Here is a 22173-nt window from a genome sequence, read left to right on the forward strand (position 1 = left end):
TTCCCACTGTCGCCCTCGCCGCCCGCTTGAACCCCGACCCCGTGGGGCGCCGCGCCCGGGCGATCACCCTCGCCCCGCCCCTACCGGCGCCGTCGCCGCTGCTTGGACCTCCGCCCTGCGGGGCGCCGCGCCCGACCGACCAGCCGGTCCCCCACTGCCGCCTTCGCTGCCCGTCTTGACCTTCGCTCTGTGGGGTGCCGCGCTCGGGCGATCACCCTCGCCCCGTCCCTGCCGTTGCCGTCGCTGCCCGTCTTGACCTTCGCTTCGCGGGGCGCCGCGCCAAACCGGCCGGCCGGTCCCCGCTGCTTCCCTCGCCGCCCGCTTGAACCTTCGCTCCGCGAGGCGCCGCGCCCGGGTGACCGCCTCCGTCCCGCCTCTGCCGTTGCCGTCGCCGCCGGTCTGAACCGTCACCCCGTGGGGCGCCGCGCCGGACCGGCCGGCCGGTCCCCTCGTGCCCTCTGATGTTCGGTGTTGCAACGGACGTTGGAGACCACCCGCTCTGAAGGGGCCGCGACGTCGAGATCATCGGGGGGAGAGGCGCCCGCCGCCGGGCTCCGTCCGCCGGCGGGCCCCGACGGGCCCCGACGGGCGGCCGGCAGCGGCCGGCGGCGGCCGGTGGTCAGGCGTCCCAGGTGACCGGGAGGCTCTTCGCCCCGTAGATGTCCGCGGTCTCCGGGCGGAGGGGGACCTCGTCGGCCGGGACGGCCAGGCGCAGCGCGGGGAAGCGGGCGAGCAGCGCGGGCAGCGCCACCCGCATCTCGACCCGGGCCAGCTGCGCCCCCAGGCAGAGGTGCATGCCGTGGCCGAAGGCCAGATGCCCCTCGGCCCGGCGGCGGACGTCGAGCACGTGGGGGTCGGTGAAGCGCTCGGGGTCGCGGTTGGCGGTGTGGTAGGAGAGGATCACCGTGCTGCCGGCCTCGATGGTCCGCCCGCCCAGCTCGACGTCCTCCAGCGCCGCCCGGGAGAACGTCTTGGCCACGGACAGGTAGCGCAGCAGCTCCTCCACCGCCCCGTCGGCGAGGCCGGGGTCGGCGCGCAGCGCGGCGAGCTGCGCCGGGTGGCGAAGCAGCGCGAAGGTGCCCAGCGCCAGCATGTTCGCGGTGGTGTCGAACCCGGCCCCCAGCAGGAGCAGGCCCATCCCCTTCAGCTCCTCGTCGGTGAAGTCGCCGTCGGTGAGGTCGCTGAGGATGTCGTCGGTGGGGTTCGCGCGCTTGGCGGCCACCAGCTCGGCGAGGTACTCCTGGGTCGCGGTGTAGGCCGCCATCAGCTCCTCGTCGCCGGTCTCCCCGTCGACGAACGACTCGACGTTCGCCTGGAAGACGTCGCGGTCCCCGTAGGGCACCCCGAGCAGTTCGCAGATCACGATGGAGGGGATGGGTCGGGCGAACGCGGTCACCAGGTCCGCCGGCGGCCCGGCCTGCTCCATGGCGTCCAGGTGCTCGGCGGTGATCTGCTCGATCCGCTCGGTGAGCATCCGCATCCGCCGGGCGGTGAACCGGCCCGCGAGCGGTTTCCGGTACCGCCTGTGCAGCGGATCGTCCGTCAGGAGGAACTCCCCGGGCGCGGCCGGGGGGATCTCCATGCCGGTGACGTCGATGGTCGGGTGGAGCATGAGCTCCTTGCGCGAGCTGAACCGCGGGTCGGCCAGGACCGACCTGACCAGTTCGTACCCGGTGACCAGCCAGCCGGTTCGGCCGCCGGGGAAGGTGTAGCGGCTGATCGGGCCGTGCTCGCGGGCCTCGACCAGCTCCGCCGGGGGGGTCGAAGGGGCAGCCGGGCCGGCGCGCCGCGGGCATCGCGGTGACGGTGTGGAGGGTCTCGCTCATGGCCGTTCCTCGTTTCGCGGTGGTGCGTATCGGGTGCTGACCGGGGGAGGGGGCGGCGGGTCCGCGGGAGCGGGCCGCCCGAGCGGGGGAGGGGGAAGGAGGCCGCCGGTGCGGGGCCGTGCGCCGGGAGGGCGCCCGGCGGGCACCGGCGGCCGTCCGCGGGCCGGGGCCGGGGCCGGGGGAGGGGCTAGGCCGACGGGGCGCGGTTGTACAGCCGCTTGGCCCAGACGTAGGAGACCAGGGTGATGCCGGCGCACCAGGCGACCGCGGCGGTCCAGGAGTCGCCGGCCCCGCCGCCGGTCAGCAGCGCGCGCAGCGTCTCGGTGAGCGGGGTGAAGGGCTGGTACTCGACGAACCAGCGCAGCCCGGCCGGCAGCGTCTCGGTCGGGACGAAGCCGCTGCCCAGGAAGGGCAGGAAGACCAGCGGCATGGGCAGGTTGCTCGCCGTCTCGACGCTCTTGGAGACCAGGCCCAGCGCCACCGACAGCCAGGTCAGGGCGTAGGAGGCCAGCGCCAGCAGGCCGATGGCGGCGAGCCACTCCGCCGGGCCGGCCGTCGGCCGGAACCCGATCAGCAGCGCCACCGCGGTGACCAGGGCGGTGATCAGCATCGCCTGGATCAGGCTCCCGACGACGTGGCCGGTCAGCACCGACACCCGGGCGATGTCCATGGTGCGGAACCGGGCGACGATGCCCTCGGCCATGTCCATGGCCACCGAGATGGCCGTCCCCTGGGCCGCGCTGGCCACCGTGATCAGCAGGACCCCAGGGGCGATGTAGTCGAGGTAGTCGGCGCGGGCGGCGGCGGCCCCGCCCGCCCCGGCGCCCATGGCGCCGCCGAAGACGTACACGAACAGCAGCAGGAACAGGACCGGCATCCCCGCCAGCAGCAGGGTCATGGACGGGTAGCGGAGCATGTGCCGGAGCTGGCGGGCCACCATGGTGGCGGAGTCGCCGGCGGCGTGGGAGAGGGCGGTCATCGGTTCGCCTTCCGTGCGTGGCCGTTCGCGCCCCGGTTCCCGGTGAGCGCGAGAAAGACGTCGTCGAGGGCGGGCGTGTGCACCGACAGCTCCTCCGGGGCGATCGACGCGGTGTCGAGGCGGTCCAGCAGGTCGCGCAGGGACGCGACCCCTCCCCCTCCGGGGACCTTGAGCGCGAGCGACTCGGGGTCGGTCTCGCCGCCCAGCTTCTCGGCCGCGGACGCCAGCGCGCCGGCCTCGGCGAAGCGGAGCAGGACGTGGCCGCCGGGGACCCGGCGCTTGAGCTCGGCGGCGGTGCCCTCGGCCACGATCGTGCCGCGGTCCAGGACCGCGATCCGGTCCGCGAGCCGGTCGGCCTCCTCCAGGTACTGCGTGGTGAGGAAGACCGTGGCGCCGTCGGCCACGAGGTCGCGGATGATCTGCCACATGTCCCGGCGGCTGCGCGGGTCCAGTCCGGTGGTCGGCTCGTCCAGGAAGATCAGCCGCGGCTCGCCCACCAGGGTCATCGCCAGGTCGAGCCGGCGGCGCATGCCCCCGGAGTAGGCGGCGGCGGGCTTCTTCGCCGCGTCGGCCAGGTCGAACCGCTCCAGCAGGCCGGCGGTGCGGCGGCGGGCGGCGGCGCCGCGCAGGCGGTGCAGCCCCGCCATGAGCATCAGGTTCTCCTGCCCGGTGAGCAGGCCGTCCACCGCCGAGTACTGCCCGGTGACGCCGATCGCGGCGCGCACCGCGTCCGGGTCGGCGGCCAGGTCGTGCCCGAAGATCCGGGCCCGGCCGCCGTCCGCGCGGATCAGGGTGGACAGGATCTTCACCATGGTGGTCTTGCCGGCGCCGTTCGGTCCGAGCAGCGAGAAGATCGTTCCCGCCGGGATCTCCAGGTCGACGCCGTCCAGCACGGTCTGGTCCCGGTAGGACTTGCGGAGGCCCTCGACCGAGACGGCGGGGCGGGGGGTGTTCCGTGGCATGTCCGTGTCTCCGTCTCTCCGGTCAGGCGCGGCGGACCGTGATGTCGCCGTGGACGCTGCGGGCGCGGACCTCGACGGTCTCCTCGGCGGGCCCGGGCTCGGCGGCGGCCTCCAGCGAGCTGCGCACGACGCCCTTCTTGGACACCGCGTCCAGCCAGGCGGCGGTGCCCTCGCGGACGCCGATCTCCATTTCGCCGTAGGAGGTCTCCACGTCGATGCGGCCGGCGGAGACCCGGCCGAGCCGGATGCCGCCGTGGGTGGTGCGCGCGGTGACGGAGGCCGGGGTCCGGTCGGCGGTGATGTCGCCGTGCGCGGAGTTCGCCTTGAGGTCCCCGGTCACCGTGCCGAGGGTGAGGGCCCCGCCGGAGGACTTGACGGTGGCGGAGCCGCGGATCTCCCCCGCCCGGACCCAGCCGTACCCGGTGGTGAGCTCGGCGTTCCCGGCGATGATGTCCACCGCGATGTTGCCGTTGGACAGGGAGATCTCGGCGGCGCCCAGGCGCCCGTCGCAGCGGATGGTGCCGAAACCGCCCGCGGCCTTGAGGCGCGAGCCCGCGGGCAGCTCGACGGTGATGTCGACCATGCCCTTGCGGCCGACCACCCGGCCCAGGCCGGAGGGCTGGGGGTCGCGCACTTCGAGGCGGCCGCCGGCGTAGGCGACCTCGACCTGCTCGGCGGCGCGCACGTCGCTGTCCTTGGACTCGTCGCGCGGGCGGACCTCGACGGTGGTCTCGGTCCGGTCGCCGGCGCTGATCTGCACGGTTCCGGCGACCAGGGTGAGGTCGACGGTGATGGGCTCGGGGGTGCCGAAATTCGGCATGGCTGTCTCCAGGAAGTGGCGGTGGTGAGCGTCTCCGCTGGTCGGAGACGTACTGGAAGAGGTGTGCCGGGGCCGGCCGGCGGCCCCGGCAGGTGGTCAGCGGGCCCGGCCGGTGCGGCGGGCGGTCAGCGGACCCAGCCGGTGTAGCCGCGCCCGACCTGGTGGGTGCGGGGCTCGGGGCGGCGCCGGCCGCCCTCGACCGCCCCGGACACCGCGCGCACCAGCCAGGCGTTGACCGAGAGCCCCTCGGCCCGGGCCGCCTCCTCGACCCGCGGCTTGAGCCGGTCGGGCAGGCGGAGGGTGATCCGCGAGGTGCCGCCCTCCTCGGCCTCGGGCCGGGGGGCGGCCTCCTCCGGCGGCGGGGGTGGCGTCGCGATGCCGTCATCGGGGGCGTCGCCGAAGTCGGGTGACGTCACGATGAAGTCGGTCTGCCGCCCGCGCAGCCGCACCTCGACCGAGCCGGGGGCGAGGTCCCGGGTGATCTCGTCGGCGGCGGCGGACAGGGCGTCCAGCAGGGCGAGCCGGGAGGCGGGTTCGAGGGCGGTGCCGAGGCGCTCGGCGATGACCCGGGTCTCCTCGTCCCCGGCTTCGGCGGCCGCCAGGAGCTGGCGGCGGAGTTCGTCGACGTACGGCATCAAGTCCATGACGTCATGATGGCGTCATTAGTGGCGTCAAGTCAAGCCCTCCGGGTCGACGATGACGCCACTCCCCGGATCCGCGGCATCCGGCCGGGTGCGGCCGGGCGCCCGCCCCGAAGCCGATGGTCTCGGCGCCGCGGCCCTGCCGGAACGCTCCGGCAGGGCCGCGGCGCCGAGACCATCGGGGCGGCGAAAAAGGGGAGGGACGCGGTCCCCTCCTCCGCGTCCCTCCCCTCAGGCGCCCCGGCCTCCGCCCTCTAGGGCCAGAGGTGCGCCCACGGGCGGGCCCGCTCGAAGGCGTGCGCCGCGGCGAGGACCAGGGCGTCGGAGTGGCGCGGGCCGACGATCTGCAGGCCGATCGGGAGGCCGGCGGAGGAGAACCCGCACGGGACGCTGGCCGCCGGCTGCGAGGTCATGTTGAACGGGTAGCTGAACCCCGCCCAGGACGTCCAGCGCGGGTCGGGCCAGTCCGGCGGGACCTCGCGGCCCGCCTCGAACGCGGTGATCGGCATGGCCGGGGTGAGCAGCAGGTCGTACTCCCGGTGGAAGCGGCCCATCCGCTCGCCCAGCGCCATCCGGGTCGCGGTGGCGGTCAGGTAGTCCTGCGCCGAGTAGGACAGGCCCTCCGCGATGATCTCGCGCAGCCCCGGGTCGATCAGGTGCCGGCGCTCCTCGGGGACGTTCTCCATCGCCTTGGCGGCGCCGCTGAACCAGAGCACGTGGAAGTCCCGCCGGCAGTCGGACAGCGGCGGGTCGGCGCGCACCACCTCCGCGCCGAGCTCGGTGAAGGCGCCGACGGCGGCCTCCACCGACGCGGCCACCTCCGGGTCGACGTCCAGCCCCCACAGCGCGGGGCTGTAGGCGATCCGCAGGCCGCGCACGCCCCGCTCGCCCAGCGCCGCGGAGAACGGGGCGGCGGGCGGGGCCAGCGCGCCCCAGTCCCGCGGGTCCGGGCCGGTGATCACGTCCATCATCAGCGCGGCGTCGGCCACCGTGCGGGTGATCGGGCCGGAGTGCGCCAGCGAGCCGAACGCGCTCGCCGGGTAGTGCGGGACCAGCCCCCAGGTCGGCTTGAGCGCGAAGACCCCGGTGAACGAGGCCGGGATGCGCACCGAGCCGCCGCCGTCGGTGCCGGTGGCCAGCGGCCCCATCCCCGCCGCGACCGCGGCCGACGCGCCGCCGCTGGACCCGCCCGGGGTGGCCGAGAGGTCCCACGGGTTGCGGGTGACGCCGGTGAGCGGGCTGTCCGTGACGCCCTTCCAGGCGATCTCCGGGGTGGTGGTCTTGCCGGTGAACACCGAGCCGGCCTCGCGCAGCCGGGCCACCACCGGGGAGTCCTCCGACCACTCCCGGTCCGGGTCGGCGGTGGCCGAGCCGCGCAGCGTGGGGTGGCCCTCGGTGAGCATGATGTCCTTGATCGAGACCGGCACCCCGTCCAGCGGGCCGGCCGGCTCCCCGCGCCGCCACCGCTCGGCCGAGGCCTTCGCCGCCGCGCGCGCCTCGTCCGGCCACACCTGGCAGAACGCGTTCAGCGCCGGGTTCTCCCTGTCGATCCGGGCCAGCACCGACTCCACCGCCTCCACCGGGGACAGCGCGCCCGAGGCGTATCTGGCGAGCAGCTCGGTGGCGGGCAGCTCGGCGGGCGAGGCGGGCCCGCCCTGGGCGGGGACGGCCGCGGCGCGGTCCCGTTCCGATCCGATCGTCATCGGTGCGACCTCTCTCCTCGTGACGGCCCGCGCGGTGCGGGTTCAGTGCCCGGCGGGGTAGCCCCGCCGCTTGTCCACGACGTTGCGCAGCGGCTCGCCGGCGAGGTAGCGGCCGAGCTCGTCCAGGAAGAGCCGGACCAGCTCGTCCTTCCACCCCTCGACGTCGCCGGACATGTGCGGCGAGACGATGACCTGCGGCATCGACCACAGCGGGGAGTCCGGCGGCAGCGGCTCGGCGGCGAACACGTCCAGCGCGGCGCCGGCCACGGCGCCCGAGCGCAGCGCGCGGACCAGGTCCTCCTCGACCACGGTGGGGCCGCGGCCGACGTTGACCAGCCGGGCGGTGGGGCGCATCCGGCCCAGCGCCTCCGCCCCGATCAGCCCGCGGGTGGCCGGGGTGAGCGGCGCGGCGGCGATCACGTAGTCGGCGCGCGGCAGCGCCTCGTGCAGCCCGGCGCCGGGGACCTCCAGCGAGGCCTCGACCACGGTGCCGAAGTCCGGGTCGCCGGTGCGCGGGGTGCGGCCCGCGCCCTCCACGGTCATCCCGGCGGCGGAGAGCAGCCGGGCGATGGCCCGCCCGATCCCGCCGGTGCCGATGACCAGCGCGTGCCGCCCGGCGACCGGCTCGGTCTCGCGCCACTTCCAGGTGCGCTCGCGCTGCAGGTCGCGGGTGATGTGCAGGCCCTTGGCGAAGGAGACGACGAAGCCCAGCACGGTCTCGGCGATGGGCCGGTCGAAGACGCCGCGCGAGTTGGTGACGGTGGTGCCGCTCTCCACCAGGCCGGGGAACATCAGGTTGTCCACCCCGGTGGTGGCGGCGTGCACCCACTCCAGCGCGTCGGCCTTGGGCCAGGCCGCGGTGAGCGCCTCGGTGAACAGGTCCCACACCAGCAGCACCCGGGCGCCGGGCAGGGCGTCGCCGAGGGTGTCGGCGGTGGCGTAGTCGACCGCGGCGAGGCCGGGGCGGCCGTCGATCCGCTCGCGGCCGGGCGGCAGCTCGCCGCCGTGCAGCACGACGAGGCGCGGCGCCGAGGGGGCTCCGCTGGACGGGGACGGGGTTCCGGTGGTCACGAAGGCGGCTCCGGATCGGCGGTGCGGGCCGCGGCGGTGCTCCGCCGGGCGGTTGAAACGCTAGGGACCCGCACGGTGGATTGTCAACAATCCGCAATCGGCCGTGAACTGCGATGTCGGCGGCGCTCCGGGGGCGCGGCCGGGATCGGGGCCGGTGTCGCCGTTGCCGCCTCCGGCACCGCGATCGTAAGATTGTCAACAATCCGCGGATGGCACGGCTCCGCGGTGCCATCGCCCCAGCGGCCGCATAGCGAGCGATCCCCCGCACGGCTCCGCCGTATCCCACGACCCCAGCCCAGCGTCGGAAGGGCCTTCGACGATGCCCAGGTACATGTCCATCTCCCTGGAGAAGCGCGGCGTCGAGTGCGTCGCCGAGCTCTACGACAAGGACGCCCCGCGCACCTGCGAGGCGGTCTGGCGCGCGCTGCCGCAGGCCGGCGACGTCCAGCACGCCAAGTACGCGCGCAACGAGGTCTACACCATGGTCCCCCGGTTCGCCGCGGAGGAGCCGGGCCTGGAGAACCCCACGGTCACCCCGATCCCCGGCGACGTCGTCTACTTCTCCTTCGACGGCGGCATGCTGGACCGCCGGTTCAAGGAGGACAAGGGGGTCGGCCACCTGCCCGGCGTGATCGACCTGGCGATCTTCTACGGCCGGAACAACCTGCTGCTCAACGGCGACGTGGGCTGGGTGCCCGGCAACGTCTACGGCGGCATCGTCGAAGGGCTCGACCGGATGGCCGAGGCCTGCCACGACGTGTGGCGCTCCGGCTCGGTCGGCGAGCGCCTGGTCTACCGCCGGATCGAGGACTGACCGCGGCGCGCGGTCCAGCGAGGAACACCGTTGAAGTGGAACGCACAGAAGGAGGTGAGTGACCAATGCGGACCGAACACACCCCGGGTTCTCCGGCATCGGGTGACGGCGGGAGCGGCGAGCGGGTCCGTCCCGAGCAGGAGACCGCCGCGACGATGGAGCTCCTCGGCGAGCCCGGGCTCCTCCCCGACCAGCGGGTCGCCGAAGGGCTGGTGGAGATCTCCGCCCTCACGCAGACGCCCTGGCAGTCCGGGGTGGGCGTGATCGCGCCCTACGACTTCGCCCTCGACCGCGAGCTGTGGCGCTGGGCCCCCGACGACATCTCGCTCTACGTCACCCGGCTGCCGTTCGTGCCGGTCCCGGTGACCGTCGACCAGGCGTCGGCGCTGAGCGACGGGGACGGCGCCGCGCGCGCCACCCGCGACCTGCTCGCGCCCGAGCCGCTGGTCGTCGGGTACGCCTGCGCCTCGGGCAGCTTCGTGCACGGCGCCGAGGGGCAGCGGCGGCTGCACCGGGCCATCCTGGACGCGGGCGCCCCCGCCGCGGTCACCACCTCCGGCGCGCTCATCCAGGCCCTGGAGGCGCTCCGGCTGCGCCGGATCGCGGTGGTCACCCCCTACGTGGACAGCGTCACCGACCGGCTGCTGGCCTACCTGGACGAGCACTCCGTGCAGACCACCTCCAGCGTCGGCCTGGGCCTGCTCGACCACATCTGGCAGGTGGGCTACTCCGAGGTGGTCCACGCGGTGCGCGAGGCCGACCGGCCCGACGCCGAGGCCGTCTTCATCAGCTGCACCAACGTGCTGACCTACGACATCATCGCGCCGCTGGAGCGGATGCTGGGCAAACCGGTGCTGGCCGCCAACCAGGTCACCATGTGGGCGGCGCTGTCGGCGATCGGCCGCCGCGCGGTCGGCACCGGACAGCACCTGCTCGACACCACCGCCCACCGCGCCCCCGCGGCCTGACCCCGTCCCGCACCCCGAAGAAAGGCGGTTCGCCCCCGATGACCAGCGCGGGATTCCTCTACCCCGGGTACAGCGCCGAGGACGACTACCCGGCCTTCGCCGAGCGGCTCGGCCCCGGCACCGAACTGCACCTGGTGCACACCCTGATGCGCGAGGACGCGCACCGGGTGGACGCCCTGCTCGACGTCGGCGGCGCCGACGTGCTCGCCGAGGGCGCGCGCGAGCTGCGCGCGCTCGGCGTGGACGCGGCCGTGTGGGCCTGCACCAGCGGCAGCTTCGTGTTCGGCTGGGAGGGCGCGGCCGAGCAGGCGGCCGGGGTGGCCGCCGAGGCCGGCGTGCCCGCCTCCAGCACCTCGTTCGCGTTCGTCGACGCGGTCCGGCACCTGGGCGCGGAGCGGGTCGCGGTGGCCGCCACCTACCCTGAGGACGTGGCCTCCCGGTTCGCCGGCTTCCTGGCGCACGCCGGGATCGGGGTGGCCTCCTGGACCGGCCGCGGCATCGTCACCGCGGCCGAGGTGGGCACCCTGGCCGCCGCCGACGTGCTGGACTGGGTCGCCTCCGCCGACCACGCCGGCGCCGACGCGGTGCTGGTGCCCGACACCGCGCTGCACAGCGCGGCGATCCTGGACGACCTGGAGCGCCGGGTCGGCAAGCCGGTGCTCACCGCCAACCAGGTCAGCGTCTGGCAGGGGCTGCGGCTGGCCGGGGACACCGGCCCCCGGGACGGGCTGGGCACCCTGTTCCGGACCCCGGCCCCGGCAGGGACCGCACCGCACCCCGCATAGGGTGCCCGAACGAGACGGGCGGGCCGCACGGCCCGCCCGCGCCATGCGAGAGGAGGACGGGGCGGCCGTCCGGCCGGACGGCCCGGCCGGCGCCCCGAACGAGCAGATGACGTCCCCAGGACAACTCCACCCGGTGCCGCGGCGGTCCACCTCGGAGCTGATCGCCGACCAGCTCCGGGAGGCGATCATGTACGGCTCGCTGGCCCCCGGGGACCAGCTCGGCGAGACCGAGCTGGCCGGCAGGCTCGGCGTGAGCCGCGGCCCGCTCCGCGAGGCGATGCAGCGCCTGGTCCAGGAGGGGCTGCTGCGCAGCGAACGGCACCGCGGACTGTTCGTCCGGGACCTCGCCCCCGAGGACGTCCGGGACGTCTACACCGCGCGGCTGGCCGTGGAGCGCACCGCCTGCGAGCTCATCATGGACGGCAACCGGGGCGAGGCGGTGGCCCGGCTCACCGCCGCCCTGGAGGCGCTGGTGGACGCCGCGGCCACCGCGGACCGGGACGCGATGAGCGACGCCGACCAGGCCTTCCACCAGACCCTGGTCTCCTGCTCGGGCAACACCCGGCTGGAGCGGATGGCGCAGACCCTGCTGGTGGAGACCCGGATGTGCCTCACCGTGATGCAGGACGTCTACCCGGAGCCGTCCGAACTGGTCGAGGAGCACCAGCGGATCCTGGACGCCATCACCGAGGGCGACGAGGAGCTGCTGCTCCGGCTGATCCGCTCGCACATGATGGACACCGTGGCCCGGATCAACGGCGGCTGACCCCGGCTCCGCGCTCCCCGCGGCCCGTCCCCCTGCCCGGGAGGAACCGGCCGACGGGGAGAACGGAACCGCACACGGGCACGGCCCGCTCCCGGAAGGGGCTCGGGCGGCCACCCCGCCGCATCGGGGAAGAGCGGCGACGGGTCACCGGTGACGGCGGCCTTCACCTCACGCTCCACCTGGACCGCTTCCGCCTCGGTCACGGTGCCGTTCCCCGGGCGCGGCCTATGAGTTCGTCGATGATCTCGACCAGGTGGCCGACGGTGTCGTGGGTGTCGGCGGCCATGTGTTCTCCTCCCGCCGGACGGTCCGGCCGGGGCCGCAGCGGCCCCGGCCGGACCGCGGACGCCCGCCCCGGCCTCAGCCCAGGCCGCCGATGCCCACGTACTTGATCTCCAGGAACTCCTCGATGCCGACCGTGCCGCCCTCGCGGCCCAGGCCGGAGTGCTTGACCCCGCCGAACGGGGCGGCCGGGTTGGAGACGATGCCCTGGTTCAGGCCGACCATGCCGGTCTCCAGCGCCTCGGCGACCCGGAACGCGCGCGTCACGTCCTGCGTGAACAAGTAGCTGACCAGGCCGTACTCGGTGGCGTTGGCGGCCTCCAGGGCCTCCTCCTCGGTGTCGAACGGGATGACCGGCGCCACCGGGCCGAAGATCTCGGTGTCGGAGAGCCGGCTCTCCTGCGCCACCCCGGCCAGCACCGTGGGCGGGTAGAAGTACCCCGGCCCCTCCGCGGCGGAGCCGCCCACCAGCACCCGGGCGCCGCGCTGCACCGCGTCGTCCACCAGGCCCTGCACCTTCTCCCGGGCCTTGGCGTCGATCAGCGGGCCGACCTGCACGCCGTCCTCGGTGCCGCGGCCCAGCCGCAGCGCCCCCATCCGCTCGCTGAGCCGGGCGGAGAACTCCTCGGCCACCCCGGACTGCACGTAGATCCGGTTGGCCGCGGTGCACGCCTCACCGATGTTGCGCATCTTGGCCTGCATCGCGCCCTCGACCGCCGCGTCCAGATCGGCGTCGTCGAAGACCAGGAACGGCGCGTTGCCGCCGAGCTCCATGGAGGTGCGCAGCACCTGCTCGGCGCTCTGCTCCAGCAGCCTCCTGCCGACCGCGGTGGAGCCGGTGAACGACACCTTGCGGATCCGGCCGTCGCGCAGCAGCGGCTCGGTCAGCCCGCCCGGGTCGGTGGTGGGCAGCACGCTCAGCACGCCCTCGGGCAGGCCCGCCTCGCGCAGCACGTCGGCCAGGGCGAGCATGCTCAGCGGGGTCTGCTGGGCCGGCTTGACCAGCATGGTGCAGCCCGCGGCGACCGCCGGGCCGATCTTGCGGGTGCCCATCGCCAGCGGGAAGTTCCACGGGGTGATGAGCATGCACGGGCCGACCGGCTGGCGCATCACCATGAACCGCGCCTTGCCGTCGGGCGAGGTGGAGAACCCGCCGGAGATGCGCACCGCCTCCTCGGCGAACCAGCGGAAGAACTCCGCGGCGTAGCCCACCTCGCCGCGCGCCTCCGGCAGCGGCTTGCCCATCTCCAGGGTCATCAGCAGGGCCAGTTCCTCCTGGCGCAGCATCATCAGCTCGTAGGCGCGGCGCAGCACCTCGCCGCGCTCCCGGGGGGCGGTCGCCGCCCAGGAGGACTGCGCCGCGACCGCCGCGTCCAGCGCGGCGAAGCCGTCCTCCCGCCCGGCGTCGGCCACCTCGCACAGCACCGACCCGGTGGAGGGGTCCTCCACCTTGAACGTCCCCCCGGCGGCCGCGTCCCGCCGGTGGCCGCCGATGAAGAGCCGCTTGTCCACCTGTTCGACGACCTTGGCCTCGTCGATCGCCTCGGACATGGCCTCTCCTCCGCTCTTCCGCCCTGCTCGTCAGGGGCGCGCCTGCCCGGCCGCCGCACCGGTCGGCCGCCCGGGGAGCGGGCGGGACACGGGGCGGGCGCCCTGGACAGCACCCCAGGCGGATGATTCCATAGCGCCGTCGATTGTCAACAATCCTACGGAAGAGGTCCTGCGCATGACCGCCGAGCTGTCCCCCGTACTGAAGCAGGCCACTCCGGTCACCGCCGCCCGGGGCGAGGGCGTCCACCTCTACGACGAGGACGGCCGCCGCTACCTCGACTTCACCGCCGGGATCGGCGTCACCAGCACCGGCCACTGCCACCCCAAGGTGGTGGAGGCCGCGCAGCGGCAGGTCGCCACCCTGATCCACGGGCAGTACACCACGGTGATGCACCGGCCGCTGCTCCGACTCACCGAGCGGCTCGGCGAGGTGCTGCCCGAAGGGCTGGACCGGCTCTTCTACGTCAACTCCGGCAGCGAGGCGGTGGAGGCCGCGCTGCGGCTGGCCCGGCAGGCCACAGGCCGGCAGAACGCGATCGTGTTCCAGGGCTCCTTCCACGGCCGCACCATGGGCGCCGCCTCGCTGACCACCTCCGGGGTGAAGATCCGGGCCGGGATCGGGCCGCTGATGCCGGGCGTCGCGGTCGCCCCCTTCCCCTACGCCTACCGGCTCGGCATGACCGAGGAGGAGGCCTCCGCCTTCGCCCTGCGCGAGCTGGACCTGCTGCTGGCCTCGGTCTCCTCGCCCAAGGACACCGCGGCCTTCTTCATCGAGCCGGTGCTCGGCGAGGGCGGGTACGTGCCGGTCCCGCCGTCCTTCCTGGCCGGGCTGCGGGAGCGCGCCGACGCGCACGGCATCCTGCTCGTCGCCGACGAGGTGCAGACCGGGTTCGGCCGCACCGGCCGGTTCTGGGGCATCGACCACGCCGGCGTCCGCCCCGACATCGTCATCACCGCGAAGGGCCTGGCCAGCGGCTTTCCGCTGTCGGCCATCGCCGCGCCGCACGCGCTGATGGAGAAGGCCTGGCCCGGCTCGCAGGGCGGCACCTACGGCGGCAACGCGGTCTCCTGCGCCGCCGCCCTGGCCACCCTCGACGTCATCCGGGAGGAGGGCCTGGTGGAGAACGCCGCCCGGATGGGCGAGCGGCTGCTCACCGGCCTGGCCGAGGCGGCCGAGAAGCACCAGCGCGCCGCCGACGTCCGCGGCCTGGGCCTGATGGCCGCCACCGAGTTCACCGCCCCGGACGGCACCCCGGACGCCGACACCGCCGCCCGCGCGCACAAGGCCGCGGTCGACGCCGGGCTGCTCCTGCTGACCTGCGGCCCCTACGGCAACGTGGTGCGGATGATCCCGCCGCTGATCGTCGACGCCGACCAGGTCGACCAGGCCCTGTCCATCTGGTCCGGAGCCCTCGCGGAGGCGGATGCCTGAGCCGTCCTCCCGCCCCCTGCCCCCGCGCGGGAACGGGCGCCCCGGCCTGATCGGAGCCGAACGGCGATCATCGGGTCGGGGCGGGGGCCCCGTTCCTAGCGTGGACGGTGAAAGAGGGAGGCAGCGATGCTGGACCGGCTGAACGAGGCGCTCGAACAGGTCGAGGAGGACCCGGGCGGGCCGGTGGACGTGGCCGCCATGGCGCGCGCCGCGCTCACCTCCGAGCACCACTTCCGGCGGATGTTCTCGACGCTGTCCGGGATGCCGATCTCGGAGTACGTGCGCCGGCGCCGGCTGACCCTGGCCGGGGCCGAGGTGATCGAGGGCAGGCGCACCCTGCTCGACATCGCGGTCCGCTACGGCTACGGGTCGGCCGAGGCCTTCGGCCGGGCGTTCCGCGCCATGCACGGGATCGGTCCGGGCGAGGCCCGGCGCACCGGCGCCGCGCTCGGCTCCCAGTCGCGGCTGACCTTCCACCTCACCGTCGAAGGGAACACCGCAATGCGCTACCGCATCGTCGAGAAGGACGCGTTCCGCCTCATCGGCCCCAAGGCGCGGGTCCCGCTGGTCTACGAGGGCGTCAACCGGCCCATGACCGAGTTCGTCAAGGGCCTCGGCGCCGACGTGCACCGGCGGATCGAGGAGCTGTCCGACCAGGAGCCGCACGGCGGCCTGGCGGTCACCGTCGCCCACGACCCCGACCAGCGCGAGGGCAGCGACGTCGACTACTACCAGGCGGCCGCCACCTCGGCCGCCGAGGTTCCCGAGGGGATGGAGGCCCTGGACGTCCCGGCCGGCCCCTGGGTCGCCTTCCGGTTCGACCGGGTGGGCTTCCCCGAGGGCGTCCAGCGGATCTGGGTGTACGCCTACTCGGAGTGGTTCCCGTCCAACCCCGCCTACCGGATCCGGCAGGGCCCGGCCATGGTGAAGGCCGAGTACGACGGGGACACCGCCACCGGCGAGGTGTGGATGCCGGTGGAGCGGACCGGCGCGTAGCCCCGCTCCGGCCCCGGACCCCCGCGCCGCACACGCCGGCGGGAAGGCCCGCCCGGCGGCACGGCCGCCGGGCCGCCCGCCCCGGAGCGGGCCGCGCGGACGGCCGCGGTGCCCCCTGCCCCGTCCGGACCGCCGCCCGCCGGGACCGGGCCCCTAGGCTGGCGGCATGGGCGGGCAGGCGGCGCGGTGGCGGGGGCGGGCGGTCGACGCCGCGCTGTGGGCGGCGTGCACCGGGGTCCTGGCCGCCGAACTGGCCGGGCTGCGCGCCGACCCGCGCGCCGAGACCGCCGCCGCGGCCGCGCTGCTGGCCGCCGCGTTCGCGGTCCGCAGGGCGCACCCGTTCGCCGCGCTCTGGGCGGCCGCCGTGCCCGCCGCGGCGGCGAGCGCCGCGTCCGTCCTCGGCCTCACCGCGGCGTTCCCGGTCGCCTACGCCCTCCCGTGCGTACTGCTGGCCTTCGAGGCCGGGCGGCGGTCCGAGCGCGCCGCACCGGTGGTCGCGCTCGTCGCCGGGGTGCCGTCGGCGATGCTGGCGGTCTACGGCTCGGTGTGGGTGCGCGGCGGCGACCTGCGGGCGGCGCTGACGGGGCTCACCGACTGGGCGTCCGGCCTGATCGCGGTGGTCGCCGCCGTACTGGCGCCGTGGCTGCTGGGCCGGTTCCAGCGGCGCCGGGCGGAGCTGCGCGCCGCCGGGTGGGAGCTGGCCGAGCGGCTGGAGCGCGCCCGCGAAACCGACCGGGAGCACGCCCGGTTGCGCGAGCGGGCGCGCATCGCCGCCGAGATGCACGACTCGCTCGGGCACGAACTCGCCCTGCTCGGGGTGGGCGCCGCCGCGCTGGAGATGACGGCCGGGACCGGCCCCGGAGCCGAGGAGCGGCGGACCGCCGCGGCCGACCTCCGCGCCTCCGCGCACCGGGCCGCCCTGCGGCTGCGCGAGATCATCGGGGTGCTGCGCGAGGACGGCGGGCCCTCCGGGGCGGACGCCGGGGAGGGGGAGGAGGACGTCGCCGCGCTGGTGTCCCGCTGCGCCGGGGCCGGGATGGCGGTGCGGCTGGTCCGCGAGGGGCCGGACGCCCCCGCCGGGCCCGCCGGCCGCGCCGTGCACCGGGTGGTGCAGGAGGCGCTGACCAACGCCGCCCGGTACGCCCCCGGCGCGCGGGTCCGGGTACGGGTGGCCCGGGAGGGCGGCGCGACCGAGGTCCGGGTCTCCGACGGCGGCCCGCCCGGCGGCGCCGCCGGGCGGGCCGCCGTCGGCACCGGCTCCGGCCTGGCCGGGCTGTGCGCCCTCGTCGAGGGGATGGGCGGCTCCTTCCGGGCCGGCCCGGAGCGCGGAGGCGGATTCGCCGTGCGGGCGCGGATCCCCGACGCCGCGGAGCCCGGGGAGGGCGCGGCGGGGGAGCCCGCCGGGGCGACCGGGGCGGCGCGGCACCGCGCCCTGATCCGCGCCGGGGCCCGGCGCCGGCTGGCGGCCGCGGTCGCGCTGCCGCTGGGCCTGGGCGGCGCCGTCACCGCCCTGGCCTTCCTGCTGCTCTGGGGCGTCAGCGCGCACACCGTGCTGGCCCGCGCGGACTACGAGCGGCTGCGCCCCGGCGACGCCCGGGAGTCCGTCGAGCGGGTGCTGCCGGTGTTCGACTACGACCCCGGTCCGCTCCCCGGCGAGCCGCCCGCCCCGCCCGGCTCCACCTGCGCCTACTACCTGGTCTCCGCGGAGAACGGCCTGCCGCCGGTCTACCGCCTCTGCTTCGCCGACGGCCGCCTGGCCGCCAAGGACGTCATCGCGCGGCGGGAGTGACACCCGCCCCGGAAGGCCGGGGGACCGCTGCGGCCTGCCGCCGCCGGGTACGCGGCGGGTCGCCGGCTCGGCGGCCGGCGCTGCTCCGGCCGGAGCCGGCCGCCTGCGGGCCTCCGCGCCCGAGGCCCCGGTCCCCGCCCGCCGGGCGGCTCCCGGCGCGGCCTTCCGCCCGGTGGCGGTCCGGTCTTCTCCCGCCGCTGCGGCGGGCCGCCCCATCGCCGGGGCCGCCGGGGCGCCGTCGGTAGGCTGGGCCGGTGGCCGAGCGGGCGGAAGAGCAGGGGAGCGGCACGGACCCGGTGATCCGGGTGGTGCTCGCCGACGACGAGCGGATGCTGCGCGCGGGCATGCGCGCCATCCTGTCCGCGGCGCCCGGGATCGAGGTCGTCGGCGAGGCGGCCGACGGCGCGCAGGCCGTCGACCAGGTCCGCCGGCACCGCCCCGACATCGCCCTGGTGGACGTGCAGATGCCGGGCACCGACGGGCTGGCCGCCACCGAGGCGATCACCGCGGAGTTCCCCGGGACCGCGGTGGTCATCCTGACCACCTTCGGCGAGGACGCCTACATCGCCCGGGCGCTGGGCGGCGGGGCCCGCGGCTTCGTGCTCAAGACCGGCGACCCGAACGACCTGATCGCCGGGTTGCGCGGGGTGGCCGAGGGCGGCGCCTACCTGTCCCCCGAGGTCGCACGGCGGATCATCACCGAACTGCGCGGGACCGGCGCCGAGGCGCGGATGTCGCGCGGCGCGGCCGCCCGGGAGCGGATCGCCCCGCTGTCGGCCCGCGAGCGCGAGGTGCTGGCCCTGGTCGGGGAGGGGCTGTCCAACGGCGCCGTCGCCGACCGGCTGGGCATCGCCCCGGGGACGGTCAAGGTGCACGTCGGGTCCATCCTCACCCGGCTCGACCTGGGCAACCGGGTCCAGGCCGCGGTGCTCGCCTACGAGGCCGGCCTGGTCGCCGGCGACCCGTTCCCGCCCTCCGGCTGAGCCGCCCGGCGCCGCTATGCCGATCGGGCTAGCCGGCCGCAGACCGCCGGGTCATGCGCTCGCCCCCGCCCGGCGGCGAGGATCCGGGCATGCAGAAGAACAGAGACGCCTCACCCCGCCGGCTGCGGATCCGCTGCTACGCGGCGGCCGCGGCCGTGCTGGCCGGCTGCTGCTCCGCCCCGGCGGCGATCGCAGCGGCGACCGACCCCGAGCCGGTCCGCCTCGCCCCGCCCGAACCGACCGGCCCCTACGCGGTCGGCCAGGTCCGGCTGCACCTGGCCGATGAGGGGCGCGGCCACCCGTGGGTGGCGGGGGCCGAGCGGCGGGACCTCATGGTCACCCTCTGGTACCCGGCCGCGGAGGACGGCGGCGGAGAGCCGGCCCGCTACGTGCCGGAAGCGGTGGAGGGCGTCCTCGACGGCGAGCTGGAGCAGGCGGGGCTGCCCCGTGAGGCGGTCGACTTCGCCGGGTCGCCGGTGCACGCCTCGATCGGCGCCGACCCCGCCCCCGGCGCCGGCCCGATGCCGGTGCTGCTCTACTCGCACGGCTTCAACCAGACCCGGCACCAGGCCACCGCCCAGCTGGAGGAGCTGGCCAGCCGGGGGTACGCGGTGGCGGCGATGGACCACCCCTACGAGTCATCCGCGGTGGAGCTGCCCGACGGCCGGGTGCTCCGGGACGCCGTCCCCGGGGGGATGGACACCGCGGAGATGTACCGGGAGGCCGTCGGGGTCCGGGTGGCCGACGCCGGCCTGGTGCTGGACGCCCTGGAGGAGGCGGCCGCCGGGGGCGGCCCCGCCGTCGGCGGGGACCCGCTTCCGGAAGGGCTCGGCGCGGCTCTGGACCTGTCCTCGGTCGGCATGTTCGGCCACTCGGCGGGCGGGCTGACCGCGGCCGAGGCGATGCTCGCCGACGACCGCATCGACGCCGGGGCCGACCTGGACGGCAGCATCGGCTACCACATCGGGGACGAGGAGTGGGCGGAGTCCACGCTCCGCGGCGCCGACCGGCCGTTCCTCCTCTTCGGCGGCGGCCTCTCCGGCGGTGCCGGCCGCCCGCACACCAGCGAGCACAGCCCCGACTGGCGGATGTTCCGGGACGCCTCTACCGGCGAGGTGCTGGAGCTCTACATGGCGGAGGGGGAGCACATGGGCTTCATCGACACCCAGTGGTACGTCCCGCAGATCGAGGCGGCCGGCTGGTCCGGCGGACCGACCTGGCGGGACACGGTCGAGGCGTCGATCGGCACCGTCGACCCGGAGCGCAGCACCGCGGCGCAGCGCGCCTACCTCACCGCCTTCTTCGACGAGCACCTGCGCGGCGAGGAGCGGCCCCTCCTGGACGGCCCCTCGCCGGACCACCCCGACGTGGCGTTCATCGGCTGACCCGCCGCCGGAGCCGCCGGAGGGAGACGCGCCCCTGGCCGCAGGCCGTCCCGGCCGCCCGGTGGGGGCGGCCGGGACGGCCGGGAGGCCGCGGAGAGCGGGCCCTCCCCCGGCTCCCCGGCCGGATGCCCCGGCCGGATGCCCCGGCCGGGCGGCCCGGCCGGGCCGCCCGGTCAGGCGTCCCGGGAGCGCAGCTCCGCGTACCCGATGATCAGGGCGGCGGCCGCCCAGCCGAGCACGGTGAACGCGTTCACCGGGCCGTCGTGCGGCGCGGTGTAGAACCCGGCGTCGCCGGAGGCGTAGAGCTCGACGCCGGCGAAGCCGGGGAAGGCCGCGGCGAGGTCGCTCAGCCATTCCGCCTGGCTGAGCTGGAGCACCATCGGTATGCCCAGCAGGAGCAGCAACCCGGCCCCGATGGTCGCCGCGGTGCCGCGCAGCGCGGTGCCGAGTCCGACCGCCATCGCCGCGAACAGTGCCATGCACACGCCCGCGCCCAGCACCGTGCGGACCGCGTACCCCGGATCCAGCGGTACGCCGGCGCCGAGCACCAGCCGGAGCGCCCCGATGCCGATCGCGGTCACCGCCGCCCCCGCGGCGAACGCGAACCCGGCGGTGACCGCGGCGCGCGCGGCCAGCAGCCGGCCGCGGCGCGGGACGGCCAGCAGCGCGGCGGCGCTCCCGCCGTTCCCGTACTCGCCGGTGGCGATCAGCGCGGCCAGCGTGAGGACGACGAACTGCAGCAGGTAGAAGACGCCCTGCGAGGTGAGCCGGACGTAGGAGAACTCGCTCGCGGAGGCGGGGTCGTCGGCGATCCGGTCGGCGGTGGAGACCCCCATCAGGACCGCGAACACCACCATGGCGGCGGCGCCGACGCCCACGCACCACCAGGTGGTGCGGAGGGACGCCAGCCTGGTCCACTCCATGGCCGCGGCCCGGGCGAACTCGCCCCGGACCGGCCGCACGCTCTGCGCCGCCATCACTTCCCCTCCCGCTCTTCCCGCTGCTCTTCCCGTACGCCGCGCCCGGCGGCGTACTCCGCCCCGGCGCCGGTGAGTTCGAGGTAGGCCTGCTCCAGCGAGGCCTCCTCCCGGCGGAGGCCGTGCAGCCGCACCCCGGCCTCGTGCGCGGCGTCCCCGACGGCCTCGGCCGCAGCGCCGTGCACCACCAGCCCGCCGTCGGCGGGCTCGACCTCCGCCCCGTCCCGGCGCAGCCGCTCGGCCAGCGGCCCGGGATCGGGGGTGCGGACCAGGACCCGGCTGCGCGTCCACGCCGCGACCAGCTCGGACAGCGGCGCGTCGGCGATCAGCCGCCCGCCCGCCACCACCACGAGCCGGTCGGCGACCAGCTGCATCTCGCTCATCAGGTGGCTGGAGACGAAGACCGTCCGGCCCTCGTCGGCGAGGGCCCGCACCAGGCGGCGCACCCAGAGCACCCCGTCCATGTCCAGCCCGTTGACCGGCTCGTCGAAGAGCAGGGCCCCGGGGTCGCCGAGGAGCGCGGCGGCGATGCCCAGCCGCTGCCGCATCCCCAGCGAGAACCCGCCGACCCGGCGGCCGGCGGCCCCGGCCAGGCCGACCTCCTCCAGCACCTCCGCGACCCGCCGCCGCGGCACCCCGCTTCCCCGCGCGAGCGCCAGCAGATGGGCGCGGGCGCTCCGCCCGGGGTGCGCCGCCCCTCCGTCCAGCAGCGCCCCGACCTCCCGCGCCGGCCGGGGGAGGTCCGCGTACCGGACCCCGTTCACCAGCGCCGCACCGGACGTCGGCCGGTCCAGCCCGAGCAGCACCCGCATCGTCGTCGACTTCCCCGCCCCGTTGGGACCGAGGAACCCGGTCACCGCCCCGGGCCGCACCTCGAAGCTCAGCCCGTCGACGGCCGTCACCCCGCCGTACCTCTTCGTCAATCCGCGTACCGTGAGCACACCGGCTCCGTCCTCGTCCTGGGATGTTCCGCCCCAGAAGCTAGGCCCGCGCCCCGGCCCGCCACATCGCCTCTCCGGACCCGTTCCGCTATGCCGGAGTGCATAGCGGCCCCCGCCCGCCCGGCGGGCATGGCCCGGCTCACCCCGATAAACCGGTCAGAACCCGCTCCGCACCGTGGTAGAGTCTTACTCGTCCTCAGGGAGACGGGAAGTCGACCGGGGGACGACAACAGAAGAATCTGCACTCGTAGCTCAATGGATAGAGCATCTGACTACGGATCAGAAGGTTGGGGGTTCGAGTCCTCCCGAGTGCGCCGCCTTGAGACAGCGACAGTTGAGCCCTGACCTGGAGTGACAGGTCAGGGCTTGATTGTTTTCCCAAGGCCTGCGGGCGTCCTCCGGCCCGTGGGGGCGAACAGGGGGTCGACTGCTCCCTCCCTGACCTGCGACTCCGCGGCCCTCGATCAGGCGCGGACTACGGCGACCATGAGCGACCGGCGCC

Annotated in this window: 18 protein-coding genes, 1 tRNA gene and 1 pseudogene; 10 read left to right on the forward strand and 10 right to left on the reverse strand. The window is 75.8% G+C overall.

All coding sequences use genetic code 11. The annotated features are described in order from the left end of the window. Nucleotides 1-619: 619 nt before the first annotated feature. The 7 genes and pseudogenes from D459_RS33115 to D459_RS0127960 form a co-directional block, all read right to left on the reverse strand. Nucleotides 620-1826, reverse strand: a pseudogene (locus tag D459_RS33115) (cytochrome P450). Nucleotides 1827-2013: 187 nt separating this feature from the next. Continuing rightward, the gene (locus D459_RS0127935) at nucleotides 2014-2805 is read right to left on the reverse strand and encodes an ABC transporter permease (protein ID WP_017596293.1); all 792 of its coding nucleotides are present in this window, start codon (nucleotides 2803-2805) and stop codon (nucleotides 2014-2016) included. After that, the gene (locus tag D459_RS0127940; protein WP_017596294.1) at nucleotides 2802-3767 is read right to left on the reverse strand and encodes a daunorubicin resistance protein DrrA family ABC transporter ATP-binding protein; all 966 of its coding nucleotides are present in this window, start codon (nucleotides 3765-3767) and stop codon (nucleotides 2802-2804) included. The genes D459_RS0127935 and D459_RS0127940 overlap by 4 nt, the downstream gene beginning before the upstream one ends. A gap of 22 nt (nucleotides 3768-3789) precedes the next feature. After that, entirely contained in the window at nucleotides 3790-4587 is a 798-nt protein-coding gene (locus D459_RS0127945) for a DUF4097 family beta strand repeat-containing protein (RefSeq protein WP_017596295.1), read from the reverse strand. Nucleotides 4588-4712: 125 nt separating this feature from the next. Further along, the gene (locus tag D459_RS0127950; protein ID WP_026120821.1) at nucleotides 4713-5231 is read right to left on the reverse strand and encodes a toxin-antitoxin system HicB family antitoxin; all 519 of its coding nucleotides are present in this window, start codon (nucleotides 5229-5231) and stop codon (nucleotides 4713-4715) included. Between the two features lie 251 nt (nucleotides 5232-5482). Continuing rightward, the gene (locus D459_RS0127955; protein ID WP_017596297.1) at nucleotides 5483-6931 is read right to left on the reverse strand and encodes an amidase; all 1449 of its coding nucleotides are present in this window, start codon (nucleotides 6929-6931) and stop codon (nucleotides 5483-5485) included. A gap of 42 nt (nucleotides 6932-6973) precedes the next feature. Continuing rightward, nucleotides 6974-8002, reverse strand: a complete 1029-nt coding sequence (locus tag D459_RS0127960; protein WP_017596298.1) for a D-2-hydroxyacid dehydrogenase — start codon at nucleotides 8000-8002, stop codon at nucleotides 6974-6976. 331 nt (nucleotides 8003-8333) lie between these two features. Between D459_RS0127960 and D459_RS0127965 the strand changes: the two genes are divergently transcribed. The 4 genes from D459_RS0127965 to D459_RS0127980 all read left to right on the forward strand — a co-directional run bounded on the left by D459_RS0127965 (nucleotide 8334) and on the right by D459_RS0127980 (nucleotide 11335). Then, the gene (locus tag D459_RS0127965; protein WP_017596299.1) at nucleotides 8334-8816 is read left to right on the forward strand and encodes a DUF3830 family protein; all 483 of its coding nucleotides are present in this window, start codon (nucleotides 8334-8336) and stop codon (nucleotides 8814-8816) included. Between the two features lie 65 nt (nucleotides 8817-8881). Beyond that, nucleotides 8882-9784, forward strand: coding sequence for a maleate cis-trans isomerase family protein (locus tag D459_RS0127970; RefSeq protein WP_017596300.1), 903 nt, complete (start codon nucleotides 8882-8884; stop codon nucleotides 9782-9784). Nucleotides 9785-9822: 38 nt separating this feature from the next. Beyond that, nucleotides 9823-10569: a maleate cis-trans isomerase family protein gene (locus D459_RS0127975; protein ID WP_017596301.1), complete on the forward strand. Its 747-nt coding sequence runs from the start codon at nucleotides 9823-9825 to the stop codon at nucleotides 10567-10569. Between the two features lie 106 nt (nucleotides 10570-10675). After that, complete coding sequence (locus D459_RS0127980; RefSeq protein WP_026120822.1) at nucleotides 10676-11335, forward strand: GntR family transcriptional regulator; 660 nt, start codon at nucleotides 10676-10678, stop codon at nucleotides 11333-11335. A 360-nt stretch (nucleotides 11336-11695) separates the two neighbouring features. Here D459_RS0127980 and D459_RS0127990 read toward each other — a convergent pair whose 3' ends face one another. Then, a complete protein-coding gene (locus tag D459_RS0127990; protein WP_017596303.1) occupies nucleotides 11696-13168 on the reverse strand; it encodes an NAD-dependent succinate-semialdehyde dehydrogenase in 1473 nt (490 codons plus the stop codon). A gap of 175 nt (nucleotides 13169-13343) precedes the next feature. Here D459_RS0127990 and D459_RS0127995 point away from each other — a divergent pair, with 175 nt between their 5' ends. The 5 genes from D459_RS0127995 (at nucleotide 13344) to D459_RS0128015 (ending at nucleotide 19753) form a co-directional block, all read left to right on the forward strand. After that, nucleotides 13344-14600 carry an aspartate aminotransferase family protein gene (locus D459_RS0127995; RefSeq protein ID WP_017596304.1) on the forward strand — a complete coding sequence of 419 codons (1257 nt, stop codon included), beginning with the start codon at nucleotides 13344-13346 and terminating at the stop codon, nucleotides 14598-14600. A gap of 126 nt (nucleotides 14601-14726) precedes the next feature. Next, complete coding sequence (locus tag D459_RS0128000) at nucleotides 14727-15596, forward strand: AraC family transcriptional regulator (protein ID WP_017596305.1); 870 nt, start codon at nucleotides 14727-14729, stop codon at nucleotides 15594-15596. 166 nt (nucleotides 15597-15762) lie between these two features. Continuing rightward, a complete protein-coding gene (locus D459_RS0128005; RefSeq protein WP_017596306.1) occupies nucleotides 15763-17385 on the forward strand; it encodes a sensor histidine kinase in 1623 nt (540 codons plus the stop codon). A 296-nt stretch (nucleotides 17386-17681) separates the two neighbouring features. Further along, nucleotides 17682-18368, forward strand: coding sequence for a response regulator (locus tag D459_RS0128010; protein ID WP_026120823.1), 687 nt, complete (start codon nucleotides 17682-17684; stop codon nucleotides 18366-18368). 89 nt (nucleotides 18369-18457) lie between these two features. Then, entirely contained in the window at nucleotides 18458-19753 is a 1296-nt protein-coding gene (locus D459_RS0128015; RefSeq protein ID WP_017596308.1) for an alpha/beta hydrolase family protein, read from the forward strand. 173 nt (nucleotides 19754-19926) lie between these two features. Here the strand turns inward: D459_RS0128015 and D459_RS0128020 are convergent, their stop codons facing one another. Together D459_RS0128020 and D459_RS0128025 are read right to left on the reverse strand one after the other, a co-directional pair. Further along, nucleotides 19927-20730 carry an ABC transporter permease gene (locus tag D459_RS0128020; RefSeq protein WP_017596309.1) on the reverse strand — a complete coding sequence of 268 codons (804 nt, stop codon included), beginning with the start codon at nucleotides 20728-20730 and terminating at the stop codon, nucleotides 19927-19929. Next, nucleotides 20730-21671 (reverse strand): ABC transporter ATP-binding protein, encoded by a 942-nt coding sequence (locus D459_RS0128025; RefSeq protein ID WP_040711442.1) that lies wholly within the window; start codon nucleotides 21669-21671, stop codon nucleotides 20730-20732. Before D459_RS0128025 ends, D459_RS0128020 begins: the two co-directional genes overlap by 1 nt. 241 nt (nucleotides 21672-21912) lie before the next feature. Here D459_RS0128025 and D459_RS0128030 point away from each other — a divergent pair. Next, a tRNA-Arg gene (locus D459_RS0128030) sits at nucleotides 21913-21985 on the forward strand. Nucleotides 21986-22173: the final 188 nt, after the last annotated feature.

The organism is Nocardiopsis potens DSM 45234, assembly GCF_000341105.1.
In the GTDB taxonomy this organism is placed as follows: domain Bacteria; phylum Actinomycetota; class Actinomycetes; order Streptosporangiales; family Streptosporangiaceae; genus Nocardiopsis_A; species Nocardiopsis_A potens.